The sequence below is a fragment of the Pseudarthrobacter sp. HLT1-7 genome, assembly GCF_059383435.1.
In genome coordinates this window covers 28,595-44,177 of the sequence record NZ_JBWZCH010000023.1, presented here as the reverse complement: position 1 = coordinate 44,177, position 15,583 = coordinate 28,595, and the positions used below count along the sequence as shown (strand labels likewise).

Here is a 15,583-nt window from a genome sequence, read left to right as displayed (position 1 = left end):
TGGAACCCGACGCCCAACCAGCGACAACAGGCCCCTCCAGCACGCCCAAAACCATAAAAATCAAACGGAACGGGAATCAGACCCTGACCTGACCGCCCACCCGACCATCATGAAAAATCCGGGCTAGGCGCGGAAAATACGGGCCGGCGGCTACTTTTCGGGCCGGGGCCTAGGAATTTTCGGCGCCTTGGGCGGAAGCCCGGCCACGTGCTCAAAAGCCTTCCCTACCCATGCCTTGGCCCGCGCCTCATCGCCGGAGCCCTCGGCGTTCCAGACTTCCGGCAATCCGGTGTAGCCGCCCATGGGACGCCCCTGCGGCCCGAAGGGAACGGTCCGCTCGGTACCTTCCAGCATCTCCTTGTCCGCCTCCGCCAGCTTCACGCCGATGGTGGGGCCGAACAGGCCGGCGAACATGTTCCCGTTCACGAACGCCCCCAGGTTCCCGAACATGGGCTTGATGACCACCTCGGGGTGGTCAGGCAGGACCGAGCGGAAGTGTTCCTTGCCGGCGTCGGACGCTTTCGGCATTTCCATGAGTCTTCCTCCGGTAGCTGGGGGGGGTCGCGGGCTGGTCCTTCCAGCAGGATATGCCCGCGGCCGGGGGCGGTACAGACGCAGGGTCCAGGGCAGCGATCACCGGCCGGGTTCAAGGTACCTCCGGGCCGTGGCTACCTCGAGCGGCTTCGGCACCTCATCCCGGACCACGAAGGTGGGGCAGACGGCGAAGTATCCCATGACTCGGTCGGGACGCTTCGGGACGCTTCTCGAGAAGAAGGTAGACCATGCTCGGCCCGGAGCTGAATGCTTGCATCGCGTGCTCGTTGAGCCACTGGTTGTAGACCGGTTCGCCGCCGTCGAAGGCCCCCAGGTCAAACCCGGGGGCCAGCTTCGCCATGCGGTAAGTCGGGTCGCTCATCGACCGATACGCCTCGGAAGCTTGGACAGTGCAGCCAGTTCCCTCGACTCATCCGGAGCGTCGAGGGATGCCATCATGGCGTCGAAGACCTCGGGAGCCAAGAGAGTGACCTCCGAGCGAGAAATGACCTTTTGTGCCGCTTGGCGAGCCGCATCGATAACGAACGCCGACTTTGTCACATGGAGAAGTTCGGCCGCTTCTGCAATTAGCCGATCGGTGGCCTCATCTGTGCGCAACTCTAGGCGGCGCGATTTCGTGATTGCCATAGTTTTCCACCCCCAGAATTCACTGTATGGCTTTTGTACGGAAGCGGCATAGGGGACATGTGTGCGGAATTTCGGGGGTGCTGCCACCGTTCAGCTGCGGGTGCCAGCCGGAGCCGGTGGCGCCCGGCCTGATGTCAGGTTCGATATGCCCCCGTGGGTGCCGGTTGGGACCGCCGGCGTGACGCGGCTGTTCCATGTCGACCTATCTGTCAGAATCTCCAGTGGATTCTGACATCTAGACCGCGAAATGTCAGAATCGTGCCAGGGATCGCACATTTAGTCCAATGCGCGACGTGCCTCCGCGGCAGGGGACCCGGTAAGGTGCGGTCCGGCGGAGTGGCGATGCCCCCGAGGACCCCGTACGCCCACGCAGATGGAAGCGCCATTTGTTTTTGGCGTCTACCACGAACATCAAAGCGAATAGGGCGGCACCCTCCCGAGAACTGCCTTCTGCTTCGGGGGTTCGTTTCCGCGTCTTCATAAATTCCGCCCCGGCTCGCGGGCCAAACCACACGTGTCCGCCGTCGATTCCGCCGACGATGAAGCCAACCCCGAACGCGTCAGGAGTTACATGCAAAACTGAATCATGAGCGTCAGAGATCGGGCTGCACGGCACCGGGCTGCTATGCGCGAGCGTGGCTTCCGGCAGATCCAGATGTGGGTGCCGGACGCCCGCACGGATGAGTTCCAGCGTGAGGCGCGGCGCCAAGCGCTCGCGGTAGCCGCCGCAGACCGCGCGGGTGACGACCAGGACTTCATCGAACAGATTTCGGAAGATTGACCGGAGTGAACCGGGGCGAGCTTTGGACGGTCTCGGGTAGAACATGTGGGCACAAACCCAGTCCAGGCGCTCAACATTCAGGCGTCCAGCAGGCTTTCCAGCGCCCAGTCCCAGCGGATCAGCTCCTGTTCCAGCCTGACGGACTGCCCGAAGCGGTCACTGCCCAGCGCGTCGTAGAGCGCAGACTCCTCATCCGTCAGCCTGTTGAGCGCGGCCCGGGACGGAGTCGGCTCGGTGCCCCACGCATCGCAGTGTGCCAGCAGCGTTTTCTCGTCCATCAGCACGCTGACCACATGGGGATGCGCGGACCGGAGCTGGTCCAGGATTCGGAAGCCGTGGGTGTCCAGGTCACCCCAGTACCGGACCTCGCAGCCCCGGAGCCAGCCCGCATCCCGCAGCGAGGAAAACCCGTACCCGCCGCCGTAGATGGCGAGGGTTCCGGGCGACTCGGGCAAGGCCAGGAAGTTCACCAGGTTCTCGGTGACGATGACGCGCCGGACCGGCAGGTTCAGCGTGCTGAATGCCTCCGCCGTGACGGTCAGGTCCCGAGCCTCGCCCAGCAGGTTGAGCCCAGGGTCCAGCGCCCGGAACCGGACGAGCTCGGGCGGGTGCAGAAAACCGTGGCGCGCGGCGAAGCGTGCCGCCGGGGTCCGGGCGGCGTTCTGGCCCAACAGGGATCCCGGCTCCGTGGCTGCCTCCGGAAGGACCTCATCTTCCGCAGCGTCGCCGGGGTCCGGCGCGCGGGTGTGCAGCTCCGCCGCCAGCTCGCCGATTACTTTCCGGTGGTGCTCGATGAACTTCGTGTGCACTCCGGTCAGGCTGAGCTGCCGCACATAAACTCCGGGGCCTGGGTTGTCCCGCAGCCAGAGCGCCACCCGGGCGGCGGTCAGAGCGTCGGCGCCAAGCTCCAACAACTGCAGCGGCCGCTTCAGTGCCCACAAACGGAAGCCAGGGTCCAGCGCCGACAGCCCCGCGGCGAGCCCACGGAACCGCACAGCCTCCTTCGACTTGCCCACAAAAGAAATCTCATCGTCCGCGTACGCAAATACGGCCGCGGCCGGCAGCAGGTTGGACCCGATGGTACTTCGGCCCACCTCCGCGGTCTCCAGAATGAAGTGACCCGTGGCGGCAAACAACTCCGCCGCCCAGGCCCGGGCCGCAGCGTAGTCACTCCGGAGGGTGGCCGCCGTCGGGCGTTTCAGCGGGCGGCGGCGCGGGTAGACGCCGCCGGGTTCGAGCAGCTCGCGCAATAACGTGCCACTGTCCCAGGCCTTCTGCGACTGGGCGCGGAGCATGGCTAGCGTGGTCCAGCCCTGCGCCCGGCCGTCCGACGGCGCCCGGCCACGGACGGCGTCACCGCGGAGGTCCCTTCCCAAACCTCGCAAGCTCGGTTCGGGGCCCTCGGGACGCCGCTTAGGCACGGCGGTCCCGCTCGTCCCGGTATTCCTGGATGGTCATGTTGCGCAGCTGGGAATCGTCGCCGTTGGTGTTGGCCACGAAGCCGACGTGGGCCACAAACGGTTCGATCACATGGATTTTCTGCAGCGGAGTGACGATCAGCAGCTGCAGCTTCATCCGCTGGAAGAGCTCCAGGCCGTAGCGCGCGGACTCGTCCGAGCCGCGGCCGAAAGCCTCGTCAATGACGACGAACCGGAAACTGCGTCCGGCGGCGGCGTTCCTTCCCGTGGTTTTTCCGGCACCCAGGCCGAACTGGAACGCCAGGGCGGCGGCGAGGATGGTGTAGGCGAGCTTTTCCTTCTGGCCGCCGGATTTGCCGCCCGAGTCGGTGAAGTGCTCGAACTCTTCGCCGGTTTCGGTCCACTTCTCCGACGCGGAAAAGGTGAACCAGTTCCGCACATCCGTCACCTTGGCCGTCCACCGCTCGTCGAGGGTGGTGTAGCCGTCCCGGCCGCGGAATCGCTCGATCAGCCGGGCCACCTGCAGGTACTTCTGCTCCGAGTATTGCTCCTCGTCGCCGATGGTCCCTTCCGAACAGGCCCGCAGGTCCATGCCGAACTGGCGGACGTCCAGGTCCGTGGTGTTCTGGTGCTCCAGCTGGATATGGCGGCCGGTGTTGTACTCGATCCCGGCCAGGGAAAGGTTGATTTCGCCGATCCGGTTCACGATGTCCTGCCGGCGGCTGTCCAGGAAGGCGTTGAAGGCCACCACCTCGTGGATGGTGTTCTGGTTGAGGGACTCCTTGAAATGGGCTTCGAACCGGGGCAGGTCGTTGCTGGCCAGCTGCTCCAGGAGCCGGTTGTAATCCCCGGCGGCCTCGAGGGCTGCGTCGATTTCGGTGGTCTCGTTGGGGTATCTGTTGCGGAAGTCCGCCATCAGCCGCACCGTGGTTTCCGCCGTGCGGGCGATCCGTTTGACCAGGGCGTCGATGATGTCCGTCAGCCCGGCGCGCACGGTGCTTTCCACCGCCGCGGTGTTTTTGTACGTCAGCGGTTTGTCCCCGAGCGCACCGGCGGCGAGCTTGGCGACGGCGGCCAGCACGCCGGCGTCGTCCGTCAGGGGCTGCTCAGCCAACACGGCAGCGCACTCTTCGATCGCGTCGGCAATCTCCTTGGCCGCTTCCTCATTGGCGCCGATCCGGCGCTGGAGTTTGTCCGCCTGGTCCTCCAGGCGCCCCAGCCGGCCGGCCATCTCCTGTTCTTTGGCCGCCAGCTGCTGCAGGACATCGCTGGCCGACTCAAGGTCCGCCTTCTCCTGCTTGAGGTCCTCGATGCGGCGGGCGGTGAGCTGCCAGCTGATCTCGGCGAAATCGGTCACGGCCCGGACCGTTCCGAGCTGCTGGTTCTGCCGTCCGAGCGCACCGAGGTAGTGGTCCACTTTGCCGAGCCGGGCGGTGTTGCCCTGGAGCTGGCTGCGGACCTCGTCCTGCTCGGCGAGGAAACGGGTTACCTTGTCCTGGTTGTCCCAGCCGAGCACATAGTTGCGCCGGTCAGCCAGGTCCTTGCGGTCGTCCTTCTCATGCCGCCCGCGGCCGCCCTTGAGCTGGCCGTTGAGCGTCAGCGCCTTGGGGTACCGGCGGAAGTCCGCCAGGTTCTCGCAGCAGAAGTGATCGAACCTGCTGCTGAGCTCGTCCAGCAGGAAATCGCGGAACGGGGTGCCGTGCTTGATGGCGATTTTGGCCGCCAGCGTTCCCGGCTCGGCGGCCCTGGCGGAATAGGAGTCCCCGATCTTCAGGTAGACCAGCCGGCCGCGGAGATTGTTGGTATCCACCCACTTGCTCACGGCCGCATAGTGCTCGCCGGGCACCAGCAGGGAGAGCGCGAAGCCGTGCAGGGTGCGTTCAGCGGCTCCCTCCCACGCGGCCTCGCCGTCGCGGACCCGCAGCAGTTCGCCGGCGTAGGGCAGCGCGTTTTCCGGAATTCCGGTCCCGTCACACAGCCGACGGCGGAGCTCCAGCTGGGGGCGCGGCAGCAGGTTGGGCCGGGACTGCAGGCTGGTCAGTTCGGCGCCGATCTCCGCGGCGCGCTCGGTGAGCGTTGTCCGCTCGATGGTCAGCGCGGTGCGGCTTTCCTGCAGCCCGCGGGAGTTCTCGCCGAGCTCTTCTTCCACCCCGGCCAGCCGCGACCGGTTGGCGTCGAAGCGGACCCGGTCTTCCGCGGCCGGCAGGCCCAGGCCCGCGGCCGCTGCCGTGTAGTTCTCGAATCGCTGCCGCTGGGTGCGGGATTCCCCGCCGAGGCGGGTGGCCTCGGCGTCGATGGCGGCCAGCCGGCCGCCGCCGTTGCTGCGGATGTCCTCCTTCACGGCGGAGAGATCGTGGCGCAGCGCCGTGATCGACGTGGACAGCTTGCTGCCGTCCTCTTGCAGCCGGACTCCGGTGTCCGCCAGTTCCTTCTGGTGTTCCAGGCTGAGCTTTAGCTTCCGGTCCGTGAACCAGGGGTGCAGCTGGTCCCGCTGTGCCCTGGTGAGCTCATCCTCGCGGGTCAGCTTGGCGTGCTGGGCTGAGCCGTCCTTGATGGGCGTCAGCAGGGTGATCTGGTCCTTGGCCCGCAGCACGGCGTCGTGCGCCTTTTTCAGGTCGTCGAAGTGGGCGATCAGTTTGCTGATCCGTGCCTCGACGTCGTCTTCCTCGAGCATGTTGGTGCGCACGAAGGAGGTGATGTTCTCCACCTGCTTCATGGACACGGTGCGGTGGAATAGCTCCATGGCCTGGTTCCCGCCGATGCCGAACTGCCGCTTGAACGCCGCGGCGTAGGGGTCGAAGGAGTCATGAACGCTCGCGCCCGCGGCACGGAGTTTCTTTTTCAGCTTGGCGGGGTCCTGGCCGAAGTTAGCAAAGTCCGCCGCGATGGACTGCTCCGTCTCGGCGAGGGAGTAGAAGCGGTTGGGCTGGCCGGCCTCCTGCATGGCCCACAGCGTGACGGCCAGGGTGACCGACTTGTTCAGCACCGCGTTGTGGAAGACGCCGAGGACCACGGTGAGCGCTCCCGTCCCGCGCAGTGCCACCGGCTTGGAATATTCACCCCCGGCGCTGCGGGCGCTCTTGTGGAAGCCCCGGACGTAGGACATCAGGGTGCGTTCCTTCTTCTGCGCGCCCGCGGCCTTGTTGTACTCGATCTTGTTGGCCGGCAGCAGCAGGGTGGTGATGGCGTCCACCACGGTGGACTTTCCCGAGCCGATGTCACCGGTCAGGAGGCTGTTGGCGCCGTCCAGCCGGAAGGTGCGGATGCCCTGATGGAACGTGCCCCAGTTAAGCAGCTCCAGGCGGTGCAGCCGGAAACCCGGCAGCGCCCCGGCGTCGTCCGCTTGGTCTGCCTGGTCCGCGAGACTGAAAAGGGTGTCCTGCAGTTCGGTGTTGGTGCTCATTTGCCCTCCCCTTCGGTTGCCCGGGTGCTGGTACCGGCGCCGCCGGTGCCGGCGGACCCGGTGCCGTTACCGGTGAGCGACGAGCGGTAGTCCGCCAGCCGCGCGTCGAACTCCTCCAGCCACTGGGCATCCACATACGCCTTGAGGATCCTGGCCACCTCGTAAGTGCCTATCTGGCCGCGCAGCTTCCGCAGGAAGCCCAGCTCCACCACCTTCTTGATGTTGGCGCCGAGCTGGTCCAGGATGCGGGCCTCGTTGCTGGATTCGGGCAGGAACACCGAGACCATGTCCGCGATGTCCTGCTCGGTCATGATGAGGCGAAGTTCGCTGGAGTTGGTGTCGAACTCCAGCATCCGGCCGCGCAGCAGGGCCAGCAGCAGGCTCACATTGAACGTCAGCTGGCGCCGCGGAATCAGCCGGGGGAGTGTGCCGTCCGGGTCCTCGCGGGACTTCAGGAACCCGTAGCCCTCGGACTCGTCCAGGATCAGGTCCAGCCCCAGCACGGCAACATAGTCGCGGACATGCGACGCCAGGCCGATCAGTGACTGCCAGATCTTCTCGTCCGCCTCGGCGTAGACCACACCTTTGAAGAGCCGGGTGACGACGCCGGGAAGCTCCTCCGGTGTCCTGGCGTCCGGCATCCCGGTTTCCGATGTCCGGGTTTCCGGGGCTTCTGCGGGGTTCATGCGGGCCTTCCAAAGATGATCTGGTCGATGGTGGCTTCGCGGACGCTTCCGTCCGGCAGCTGCCAGGACAGTTGCTGCGTAGCCTCGGGGTTGATGCTGGCCCACGGGGACTCCGTGGCCAGCTGGTAGTAGGCCACGATCTCGGCCAGGCCCTGCCGCAGCGGGTGGGCGTCGGTGATCTCCGCCAGGGTGGCCTGCTCCGCCTGGGCCAGGACGGCGTCGATGCTGGTCCTGAGCCGCTCCGGGTCCACGTGGAACTGGCTGAACAGGGCGCCTGCGTCCACGTCCGCGTCGTCGGCGGCGACGACGTCGTCGTCCACCATGATCTTCCGGCTGGGCTCATACAGGGGGCGTTCGAAGGGCAGCGCCACGTCCACGGACGGCGCGGCCACTTCCATAAAGATGCCCGACGGCGGTGCCTCCCGGGCGCCCAGCGCGCCGGATTCGACACTGCGGATCAGCTGCATGATGCGTTTGTTCTCCAGGAACACTTTGTCGTCCAGGAGCCGGCGCATCTGTTGGGACAGCTGGCGGACGGTCGCCTGGGTCTGCTCGACGGCGGGAAGCCAGTCCTGGTGCAGATTGGTCACGGCATGGAGGTTGTCGGCGCCGGACAGCGCCTCGATCTGGGTGGCGCGCTGCAGCAGGTCGCGGAGTTCGGTGCGCAGCTGCGGGGACATGAGGTAGTCCCAGAAACCCTGGAATGTCCGGCCCTGCAGGGAACTGCTGATGTCCTGCTGGTTGGCGAAGATGGTCTCCAGGAGATCGCCCTGGCTGCCGTCCCACGTGGCGATCTGTTCGCGGACCTGCCGGTCCAGTTTCCGGAAGTTCTGTTCCACCTCGCGGAAGTCCGAGAGCAGGTCTTTGGCCAGGGAGGTCAGCTGCTGGAAGTGGTCCAGGGCCTCCGGGGCGGTCATGACCCGGACGTTGCCGTCCCGGATGCGCTGCATCTCCGCGTCGATCCCGTCCCGCTGCCGCTGGAGCTCGGCCAGCCGCACTTCCGGGTCCGTCTCGGACTGCTGGACCAGCGCCTTGAGCACGGCGAAGATGCTGGTCAGCCGCGACTGGGTGGCCACAAAGTCCCGGCCGCGCAGGTTCTCCACCCAGCGGACCACATCCTCCGCGGCGGGAGTGAGGTCATAACGGGGCTCGTCCTGGCCGGACACATAGTATTTCCGCAGCCAGGCACGTTCCGGGGCTGCCCAGTCGTCGAGGTACTCCGAGGCCGCGCGCGGGAACTTGTCCTCGCCGTCGGCGTCCCGCAAACCGAACAGCACATCGTCCAGGGTGTCGATGAGTTGCTGGCGGCCGATGTCCCGCTGGTTGGGCCCGGTGAAGGCCGCCATAAAAAAGGACACCGCCAGCGGGGCGTTCTGGGCGCGCAGCAATGACCATCCTGCGTGGTTTTCACGCAGCGAACTGATTGCGTAGTAGTCCATCGTGTCCTCGGTGCGATTCTTTGGTGCGATTCTTTGGTGCGTGGGGGTGGGCGTGGGGGTGCCTGTGGGTGCGCTCGGGGCTACTTCCTAAGGTACATGCGACGACAGACATCCTGTGGAGGAAAAGTCGCTGGCTCAGTGTTGCGGCGACTCCGGGCAGCTAGTCCGCTGCCGGGGGCTTTGTTCCGCCAGGTCACATCTGTCCCGCCAGGTCATCTCGGGGAGGTTCCGCCCCGACGCCCGATCCGATCGAAGTGCCGTACCGCGGCAGCCACACCGTCCTCCGCCCGGATCCCGACGCCGAAGTCGGCTGCCCTGGAACGCATGGCCGCGTCCGCCAGGGTGCGGCCGAGCGCCGCGGCCAGACGTTCGCTGCTGAGGTGCCGCCGCGGAATGGGCGCCGGCCCCAGGCCCAGGGCCGCCACCCGGGCGCCCCAGAACGGCTGGTCCGCACCGAACGGGACCACGATCGCCGGAATACCCGCCCGCAGGGCCGCGCCGGTGGTGCCTGCGCCGCCGTGGTGCACGGCGGCGCTCACCCGCGGGAACAACCAGTCATGCGGAACGGCCTCCGTCACCAGCACGTCCTCGGATGCCGGAATCGTTGCCAGGGCGCCCCAGCCGGACAGCAACACCGCCCGCACGCCGGCGGCCCGCACAGCGGAAAGCACCTTCGCCGTGAACTTTTCCGGGTCCTCGCCGCTCATGCTGCCGAAGCCGATGCTCACCACCGGGCCCTCCCGGGCGAGGAATGTTTCCAGCGCCGGAGGCGGAGTCCACCCGGTTGGGTCGGCAAACCAGTAGCCGGTCACATGCCGCTCCACCCCGGGCCGGATGGGTACCTGGACCACCCGCCGGCTGAAACCGTAAAGAACGGGCTGGCCCTTCGCCGCGGCCGGCGGGCCGCTCAGCTGGAGCACCGAGGAGCGCACTGACATCATGGGCCGCTTGAAGGGCGTCCAGAGCGCCAGGCCGGTCAGGGTGTGGCTCAGCCGGCGCCCCGGCCGCCCCAGCCAGGCTGGCATGCCCGCGAGCAGGACGCCAGGGTACTCGCCGGTTGGTGCATCCACCGGCTGCAGGTGCGTGGGGACGAACGGAACTCCGAGCTTGTCCGCGACCGAGAGCCCCACGATCATGCCGCCCACGCCGCCGGTCAGCAGATCGGCGCCCTCGCTGGCCTCGAGCGTTTCCCTGGTCCACGTTTCCAGGCGTGTGGTCATGGCGCCAGCGACCGCACGCATGCCGGCGATCTGGCCGTGCTGCGCCGTCGACCCCACGCGCCGGGCATCCTCCCGGGCGTTGCCCGTGAGCCCGGAGAACGCCAGCCCCCGGTCGGTGGCCAGCGACGCGAAGTTCGCCGGTGCCACGACGCGCACGTCATGTCCGGCCGCCTGGAGCCCGGCGCCCAGCGCGATGTACGGCTGCACTCCGCCTCGGGTGTCATTCGCTACGACGACTACACGCACGTTGTTCCTCCGGGGGAGTGGGACAAGACGTAAACGGGTACTGCTACGCTAACCCACCCAGGCGCGGCGGCTACCGCGGAGCTCTGCAGTACTTCGTTCGAGCGGCGGCCTCGCGCCGGAGCCGCCGTCGGCCGCCAGACCCTTGCGAGCACCTGGACCGGAGTGTAGCCGGGGGCTTTTCTTCCGCAGCTGAAGCTGCGCTTGTTGCTCCTGCTGCTGGGCAAGAGGCTGCTGGGCTCGGCCCTGACCGCCGGCGCGGAGACCCGCACCCGCCAGGCCAACCGGGCGCTGGAGGAGCTGGCGCGGGCCTTCACGGAACTGGCACCGGGCGACCTGCGCTTCGAGGAATTGGCGGGAATGAACGACGGCGGGGGCGCTCCCGGCCACCGAGCGGGGCCGTTACCGCCGCCTGGTGTTGGCCCGGGCCGCCAAACGCCGGGAGTTTGAGTGGATGCCGCTGCAGCGGCGAGATCCTCGTCTGCTCCACCACCAACCCGTCCTGGACACCATTGTTCCTGCGCGCGGCCGCCGTCGTGGTTGACGCCGGCGGGATAGCTTCGCACGCAGCCGTCGTGGCCCGGGAATACGGGATACCGGCTGTCATGGGTACCGGGGCCGGGACCGGGGTATTGTACGACGGCCAGCTGGTCCGGGTGGACGGAACGCGCGGACGGGTCCCTGCGGCCGGTGCGGTGGCCCGGGGTGAATGCGATCCGGAGCTTGTGACCGACGTCAGGATCGAGGCGGGCCCGTCACCGGAGTGGTTCGGTTTCGCGCCCCTTCCGCGCTGCGATCCGGTTGACCACGATCAGGGTAATGGCGGCCGCGACAATGCCGGTGACGACCGCGATGAGCCCGCGCAGGCCTATGTTCATGTCAGTCCACAGCGCCAGCCCGATGCTGACGGCCAGGATGGTGACGAGCAGCGCCACCATTGACGCCGGTTCACCGGGCGGCTTGCTCCGCGGGGAACCGTCCGCATGACGCCGGTCTTTGATCTCTGCCATGGTTTTCCTTTGTTGTCGTCGTGTGGTGCTGATGCCGGGCGGGTGGGTAGGGCACTAAGGGAAGGCGTTAGAGGTTCCGGCGGCGGAAGACGGTGAGCGCCAGTCCGCCGAGGACGAGCGCCCACACCGCAAGGCCAAGTTGGCCAATGATCAGGCGTCCCAGTCCCAGATCCTGGACCGTCGTCGCGCTGATGGCCTGCATGAAAAGGGGAGTCGGTGTCACGTTCACCAAGGCATCTACCGCCCCGGCAGCCTGAGCGGGGATCATGGCGCCTACAGCGACGACCGCCAGAGGCAGGAGGATGTTGACCCCGATGAGCAGTAATACGGCAATGAAGGAGCGCCCCACGAGATGGGCCAGGGCCACGGCAACCAGAACCATGCTGGTGCTGCCGACGACGGCCGCCGTCACGCCCAGCAAACCCGACCCGGCAAAGCCGCCTCCGGAGAGGATGAATCCGAGTACGGCGAGGACTATCGTGACGAAGGCCGTGCTGGCTGCCGTCAGGGCAGCCCAGGACAGGGCTCTGGCCATGAAGAGCCGCTCGCGTTTCGGTGTCAGTGACAGTGCCAGGCCTAACTGGCCAGTGTGATCCCGACCAACCGCGAAGACGGCGGCCACAGAAAGGACCAGCGCACTGACAAACGCACCGGTTTCGATGGAGGTGGTGGTCATGACCCCGGTGGGTTCGGGGGCCAGTGACTTTATGACGAACATCGTCAGTATCCCGCTCGCCACCGCCGCGGTGATCGCCACGATGACAGGGGTGGGCACGCCGCCCTTCCGGAGGAGCCGGTGCGCCTCGGCCCGTGTCACGGCGCCGAGGCTTTGATCGGGGGCCACGGTGGCGCGGTGGTCGATCCGTGATTCGGTCATGGTCATTCCGTTCCTCCGGATGCGCTCCGGGCCAGGACCTCGAAGTAGGTGTCTTCGAGGCTTCGGGTCACCCGGGACAGATGCGAGATCCCCGCACCGGAATCCAAGGCGACGGAGGCGAGCTCGGTCGGGTTCGTATGGTGGACAAGTAGTCCTTCCCGTTCGCGGGTGGCGCGGAACCCCCTCTGTGCCATGGCAACCAGCAGGATCTCGGGTTCCGGGGACTCCAGGTAGTAACCCGTTTCGTCCGGACGAGACACGAAATCCCCGATGCTCCCCTGCCCGAGGATCCGGCCATCCCCAATCATAACGATGTCATCCGCCATTTCTGCCAGTTCAGCCATATGGTGTGAGGACAGCAGGACCGTTGCACCCTGTGACGCCGCAGACGTCAGGAACGACCTGATCCAGGCAATTCCGTCGGGGTCGAGCCCATTGATGGGTTCGTCCATGACAAGTACGTCCGGACGACTCACCGTAGCCGTGGCGATGCCCAGTCTCTGGCGCATACCCAACGAGAAGGTGCGGACCCGGTGTTGCGCCACGCCTGCCAGTCCCACCCTTTCGAGGACGTCTCTGCCCCAAGAAAGCGGCAGTCCCTGCACACGGCAGACGTAGCCGATGACGCCGGCAGCGGTGGCCTGCTCCGGGAGCCATTCCGCCGATAAGAAAAGTCCCATGGTGTTCCCCGGACGCCGGGCCTGCGCGAAGTCTGATCCGTTGACCCTGACGGTGCCGGCGTCAGGACGCACCAGTCCGGCAATGGTTTTCAGCACGGTGGACTTGCCTGCGCCGTTGGGTCCGACGAATCCGGTGACCCGCCCCGGCACGGCGGTGAAGGAAACGTCGTGTAGCGCTCTCTTGCTCCCAAAGCTCTTGCTCACGTTGTCGACATGAATCATGGATGAACAAACTCCTCGGCGGTGGGCTGCTTGACGGTGGGCTGCTTAACGGTGGGGCGCCGCCGGAGGGCGGCGATTTTCGGTGAGGTGTCTTCCACCAGGCGGCCCATCTGGTCCGGGACCGCCGGGGAAAAGCTGAGCGCAGCCAACGTCCTGGGCCGACCCGCGAAGTAGTGTGCCCGCACGAGGGACACCGTGGCTGTCCGAGCACCGACGATGGACACGGAGTGCAGGCCGGTGGCGGCCAGGACCACCTCACGGTCGACGAAGGAGTGGCTGGCCCAGCCGACCCTGGTTCCCACTACCGAGAACCGGGCCGTGGCAAGGCGGACCGCCAGGGCCAGAACGCACCAGAGTGCCACGGTTGCCACCGCGGCCAGGAGGAACGCGCCATGGGTCACCCGGTGCAGAACCCAACCGAAACCGAGCGCGGGTGCCCCGATCGCCGCGAAGAGCGCTACCGATCTGGCGATGGATCCGCGGCCCGAGGACTCCAGCAGGGCCGGGCGCGGAAGCTTCGGCAGCGATGTGTCGAGGATCCGTCTCACCTGCCTCCGCGGCAGCGATGGGAGGACCATGTTGGTTCCCATCTGTGCATCCGAGTCCGTCGTCAGGAGCGCGACCCGGACCCGGTCCAGAAGCATCTCTATGAGGTTGCGGCGTGCCGTAATCCCGCCGACGGCCGAGGATCGCACGTCGCGTTGGTTGGTGGAGAGCCATCCATATCGGATGGACAACCCGGCAGGATCACTGCTCACCGTGAAGTTATGGTATTTGACCACCGCGGCTACCGACCCGCCCAAGAGGACCGCCCCGCACAGCACCAAGCTTCCCGCCCAGGGATGGGAACTGAACACTTTCACGGCACCGTCCAAACTCGCCAGTTGGTCCGCCGCATCCACCACCGCGAGAACGGCACCGGTCCCTAGGAGCACCACATGGCCATAGATCAGGTTGGCGGCCACGAGGTCCCTCTTTCGGGCCGTGTAGACGACGGTCCGGCCCGTCGTGTCCGAGGACCCCGGAACCGTGCCGTGGACGCCACGGGCCGTGCTGCCGGAGGGTCCAGGTTGAGCCCCCGGAGCCCCGTGGGCCCGTGCTAGCCCGACGATGGTTTCAAGGTCTGCGTGGTCGACGCCGGGGACATCGATCTTTGCATCATCCTGGCCGCCGGAGCGCAGGGAGAGAACCCCCAGCCCGAACCGGCGGAACGCCCAGGGTGAGTCGATGTCCACCACCGAGACGTCACGCCAAGCGGTCGTGCTCGTAGTTCTGAATAGCAACCCGCGGGTGAGGGAGAAGTCTTCCTTGGAGATCTCGTACCTCAGCGTCGCCCATGCGTACACGGGGTGGACCAACCGGAGGATGACCAGGCCTCCGATCACGTAGATGGCCACCGGACCGGGCCACAGCCCGGGCCGGTCCCAGTATAGGAATCCGCCGAACAGCAGGCTGACCACACTCGGGGCTCCACGGAGGGACATCGCCGCCATGGCTTTCACGGGCAGCCGTTGCGGGGCGTCAGTGATCACCGGGTGACGCCTCCAGGTAGGTGGACAACGCCTGCCGACGGATCTCCAGGGCCATAGAACGTTCCACGGGGCCCAGTGGTTCAACGTGGTTGAGGGTAACAAACCTGACTTTAGCGAGGCCAAACCGCCGCAATAGCGGCCCTTCGATGATGGAGACATTTAGGATTTGGGCGGTGGACAGGACGGTGTCCTTGGACAACAGGAAACCCCGTTTGATTCGCACCGCATCGGGGCCCACGTGGTATGACGTGTAGCGCATCGTGAGGCGGCTGACAATCGGTGCATCAACGATCAGACCGGCGACGATGAGGATCGCCATGACGACGAGGGTCGGCAGCCTCCAGTCGCCGGGGACGAGCCAGAGTGCCAGTCCGCACGCGAGGCCTCCCGTCACTAGTACCTCGACGGTGGACCGGACTGTGAGGTACTTCAAGGCCACCGGTGGCAGCGCCGACGCATAGGCATGCGAACGCTTGGTCCGGCCCGACGCCGGCCATTCGCCCCGGCCGTCAGACTGTGTGCCGGCCACTGCGTCCCCTTCTGTCTGTACTGCTAGCGACATATTCTCCGTGCATTCCGGAGCGCTGGTGTGGCCAGAGGCCGTGGTCCCCGGCCACACCAGTGCCAACTCCTGTTAGCCGATTCCGAGGATCTGCATGATCCATTGGGCGATCGTACCGAAGGTCACGCCTCGCTCGAGCCACCGCTGGACCGTCGGCCAGTTGTTCCTGGCCCACCGGGCGATCGCGTTAACGGTGCTCAGCCCCCAACGCCAAGCCTGCGTCAGGACCCAAGCGACAAACCTCAATACTGCACCCATTTTAGTCTCCTTCTGAAAGCCAATGATGATGTGTCGGGAATCCCCCAATACGCTGCCAACATTATTTTCC

The 15,583-nt window shown here is 66.5% G+C and carries 16 protein-coding genes and 1 pseudogene; 3 read left to right on the top strand and 14 right to left on the bottom strand.

From position 1 onward, the window contains the following. Positions 1-150: 150 nt before the first annotated feature. The 3 genes from AC50X6_RS17515 to AC50X6_RS17505 form a co-directional block, all read right to left on the bottom strand. Positions 151-534: a TfoX/Sxy family protein gene (locus AC50X6_RS17515; RefSeq protein WP_494967432.1), complete on the bottom strand. Its 384-nt coding sequence runs from the start codon at positions 532-534 to the stop codon at positions 151-153. Between the two features lie 157 nt (positions 535-691). Next, positions 692-916, bottom strand: a complete 225-nt coding sequence (locus AC50X6_RS17510; protein WP_494967431.1) for a hypothetical protein — start codon at positions 914-916, stop codon at positions 692-694. Further along, the gene (locus tag AC50X6_RS17505; RefSeq protein WP_494967430.1) at positions 913-1,182 is read right to left on the bottom strand and encodes a type II toxin-antitoxin system TacA family antitoxin; all 270 of its coding nucleotides are present in this window, start codon (positions 1,180-1,182) and stop codon (positions 913-915) included. Before AC50X6_RS17505 ends, AC50X6_RS17510 begins: the two co-directional genes overlap by 4 nt. 586 nt (positions 1,183-1,768) lie before the next feature. Here AC50X6_RS17505 and AC50X6_RS17500 point away from each other — a divergent pair. Beyond that, positions 1,769-1,963 carry an antitoxin MazE-like protein gene (locus AC50X6_RS17500; protein WP_494967429.1) on the top strand — a complete coding sequence of 65 codons (195 nt, stop codon included), beginning with the start codon at positions 1,769-1,771 and terminating at the stop codon, positions 1,961-1,963. A gap of 77 nt (positions 1,964-2,040) precedes the next feature. Here AC50X6_RS17500 and AC50X6_RS17495 read toward each other — a convergent pair whose 3' ends face one another. The 5 genes from AC50X6_RS17495 to AC50X6_RS17475 all read right to left on the bottom strand — a co-directional run bounded on the left by AC50X6_RS17495 (position 2,041) and on the right by AC50X6_RS17475 (position 10,375). Beyond that, the gene (locus AC50X6_RS17495) at positions 2,041-3,339 is read right to left on the bottom strand and encodes a Wadjet anti-phage system protein JetD domain-containing protein (RefSeq protein ID WP_494967428.1); all 1,299 of its coding nucleotides are present in this window, start codon (positions 3,337-3,339) and stop codon (positions 2,041-2,043) included. 37 nt (positions 3,340-3,376) lie between these two features. Then, on the bottom strand, positions 3,377-6,784 hold the full coding sequence (locus AC50X6_RS17490) for an ATP-binding protein (RefSeq protein WP_494967427.1): 3,408 nt from the start codon (positions 6,782-6,784) through the stop codon (positions 3,377-3,379). Next, positions 6,781-7,470: a DUF4194 domain-containing protein gene (locus AC50X6_RS17485; RefSeq protein ID WP_494967426.1), complete on the bottom strand. Its 690-nt coding sequence runs from the start codon at positions 7,468-7,470 to the stop codon at positions 6,781-6,783. Before AC50X6_RS17485 ends, AC50X6_RS17490 begins: the two co-directional genes overlap by 4 nt. Continuing rightward, positions 7,467-8,909, bottom strand: coding sequence for a DUF3375 domain-containing protein (locus AC50X6_RS17480; protein ID WP_494967425.1), 1,443 nt, complete (start codon positions 8,907-8,909; stop codon positions 7,467-7,469). The genes AC50X6_RS17485 and AC50X6_RS17480 overlap by 4 nt, the downstream gene beginning before the upstream one ends. A gap of 212 nt (positions 8,910-9,121) precedes the next feature. After that, entirely contained in the window at positions 9,122-10,375 is a 1,254-nt protein-coding gene (locus AC50X6_RS17475; RefSeq protein WP_494967424.1) for a glycosyltransferase, read from the bottom strand. 201 nt (positions 10,376-10,576) lie between these two features. Between AC50X6_RS17475 and AC50X6_RS17470 the strand changes: the two genes are divergently transcribed. Further along, the gene (locus AC50X6_RS17470; protein ID WP_494967423.1) at positions 10,577-10,822 is read left to right on the top strand and encodes a hypothetical protein; all 246 of its coding nucleotides are present in this window, start codon (positions 10,577-10,579) and stop codon (positions 10,820-10,822) included. Then, a pseudogene (locus tag AC50X6_RS17465) lies at positions 10,819-11,034 on the top strand (PEP-utilizing enzyme); the annotation flags it as partial. The gene AC50X6_RS17470 and the pseudogene AC50X6_RS17465, both read left to right, overlap by 4 nt. Before the next feature lie 93 nt (positions 11,035-11,127). Here AC50X6_RS17465 and AC50X6_RS17460 read toward each other — a convergent pair. The 6 genes from AC50X6_RS17460 to AC50X6_RS17435 form a co-directional block, all read right to left on the bottom strand. Further along, the gene (locus tag AC50X6_RS17460; RefSeq protein WP_326967219.1) at positions 11,128-11,382 is read right to left on the bottom strand and encodes a hypothetical protein; all 255 of its coding nucleotides are present in this window, start codon (positions 11,380-11,382) and stop codon (positions 11,128-11,130) included. 67 nt (positions 11,383-11,449) lie between these two features. After that, on the bottom strand, positions 11,450-12,259 hold the full coding sequence (locus AC50X6_RS17455; protein WP_494967422.1) for a hypothetical protein: 810 nt from the start codon (positions 12,257-12,259) through the stop codon (positions 11,450-11,452). Positions 12,260-12,261: 2 nt separating this feature from the next. Further along, entirely contained in the window at positions 12,262-13,161 is a 900-nt protein-coding gene (locus AC50X6_RS17450) for an ABC transporter ATP-binding protein (RefSeq protein WP_494967421.1), read from the bottom strand. Next, positions 13,158-14,693, bottom strand: a complete 1,536-nt coding sequence (locus tag AC50X6_RS17445; RefSeq protein WP_494967420.1) for a PH domain-containing protein — start codon at positions 14,691-14,693, stop codon at positions 13,158-13,160. Before AC50X6_RS17445 ends, AC50X6_RS17450 begins: the two co-directional genes overlap by 4 nt. Next, positions 14,683-15,222, bottom strand: a complete 540-nt coding sequence (locus AC50X6_RS17440; RefSeq protein WP_494967419.1) for a PH domain-containing protein — start codon at positions 15,220-15,222, stop codon at positions 14,683-14,685. Before AC50X6_RS17440 ends, AC50X6_RS17445 begins: the two co-directional genes overlap by 11 nt. Positions 15,223-15,327: 105 nt before the next feature. Continuing rightward, the gene (locus AC50X6_RS17435; protein ID WP_326967154.1) at positions 15,328-15,513 is read right to left on the bottom strand and encodes an aureocin A53 family class IId bacteriocin; all 186 of its coding nucleotides are present in this window, start codon (positions 15,511-15,513) and stop codon (positions 15,328-15,330) included. Between the last annotated feature and the right edge of the window lie 70 nt (positions 15,514-15,583).